The 1,388-nt window shown below is 62.3% G+C and carries 2 protein-coding genes; both read left to right on the top strand.

The features are described 5' to 3' along the window. Positions 1-16 precede the first annotated feature (16 nt). Positions 17-613: a mycofactocin system transcriptional regulator gene (mftR, locus tag OPF83_RS17350; RefSeq protein ID WP_264888901.1), complete on the top strand. Its 597-nt coding sequence runs from the start codon at positions 17-19 to the stop codon at positions 611-613. Between the two features lie 86 nt (positions 614-699). Next, positions 700-1,218 carry a hotdog fold domain-containing protein gene (locus OPF83_RS17345; RefSeq protein ID WP_264888900.1) on the top strand — a complete coding sequence of 173 codons (519 nt, stop codon included), beginning with the start codon at positions 700-702 and terminating at the stop codon, positions 1,216-1,218. Positions 1,219-1,388: the final 170 nt, after the last annotated feature.

Genomic DNA, 1,388 nt, shown 5'->3' with positions numbered 1-1,388 from the left:
CCTAAACTTTCTCCCCATGGAGAAGCAGACGAGTCCGTCAGGGCGCACTCCGGGACGTCGTCCGTCGACTACGCGCAGCTCGATCGTCACAGTCGCGCTCGAACTGTTCTCCCGATGCGGGTACGAAGCCACGAGCGTGGATCAGATCGCCGAAGCGGCTCACATCTCGAGAAGGACCCTGTTCCGATACTTCCCCGGAAAGGCCGCCATCGCCTGGGGGGAGTTCGACGAGCAGATCAATCACATGCTCGATTATCTCGATCAGGTGCCGGACTCCACGCCGCTCCGCGATGCACTCGCGGACGCCTTGGTCGAGTTCAATACATTTCCCGATTCTCAAACCGAGGTACACCGGACCCGTATGCGGTTGCTACTCGACGTCGACGAGCTCCAGGCGCATTCAACCTTGGTCTACGCGGACTGGCGTCGAGCAGTCGCCGGTTTCGTGGCGCACCGACGCGGTGAGACCGAGGACGATCTCGTCCCCTCATCGATTGGTCACGCCGCCCTGGGGATCGCCCTGTCTGCCTACCAGCTATGGGTTCGCGAACCCCATGCGGACCAGTCCCGCCTACACGAGCTCCTCAGATCGGGCGCCCAGATACTCGCGTAGACCCACCAGAAGATGTAGACGGCTCGGCCAGGCCCACAGCCACATGGGCCTTCCAAACCAACTTACCGGCGAGTAACATAGTCGCCATGACCAAGAACTCTCCCGCCACAACCATCAGCGACGCTGCCAGCACCGCTACCTACAAACTGTGGCAGCAGGCGAGCCGACTTCCCTTCGGTTCTCGCTTGTTCACGGCCGCAGTCAGCTTCAAGGCGCCCTACTTTCGCACAGCCCTCCCCCATGTCACCGAGATGCGTCCGGGCCGCTGCGTCGTCCGCGGGCCGGGCTGGTGGGGCAACCGCAATCACATCGGAACCTTCCATGTGATCGCAGCGTGTAATCTCGCCGAGTTCGCGATGGGGATGCTCGCGGAGGCGACGGTTCCGACCACTCACCGGTGGATCCCGGTGGGCATGAACGTGCGCTACCCGGCAAAGTCGACCGGTGGATTGACGGTGACTGCCGAATGGGAAACGATCCCGGACTTCGACTCCATCACGGCCGGCCAGGACATCGAGGTCCCCCTGACCTTCCTCGACGACGCAGGCGTGGAGCCGGTGACCGGGTCCATCACCATCCGAGTGTCACCCAAGAAGAAGCGCTGAACCCACACAACTACACCGCGATCACGGTCTGTGGTGTTGGTGACGGCCGGTTCCCGCACAGCGGGGCCGGCCGTTCTGTATTTCTCTCCGTGACTGCTTGTACACGATCTGCGGGCTTCTAGCGCTACCTGGTCACGCCTAACCCGCGGGTCGATAAATGGAATCCGTGA

It is taken from the genome of Dietzia sp. NCCP-2495, from assembly GCF_026011735.1.
Lineage (GTDB): Bacteria > Actinomycetota > Actinomycetes > Mycobacteriales > Mycobacteriaceae > Dietzia.
This window is presented reverse-complemented; position numbering and strand designations above follow the sequence as displayed.

Bases quoted from the DNA above. Each gene is read 5' to 3' on its own strand.
- mftR (WP_264888901.1), top strand. From the start codon at position 17: ATGGAGAAGCAGACGAGTCCGTCAGGGCGCACTCCGGGACGTCGTCCG.
- OPF83_RS17345 (WP_264888900.1), top strand. From the start codon at position 700: ATGACCAAGAACTCTCCCGCCACAACCATCAGCGACGCTGCCAGCACC.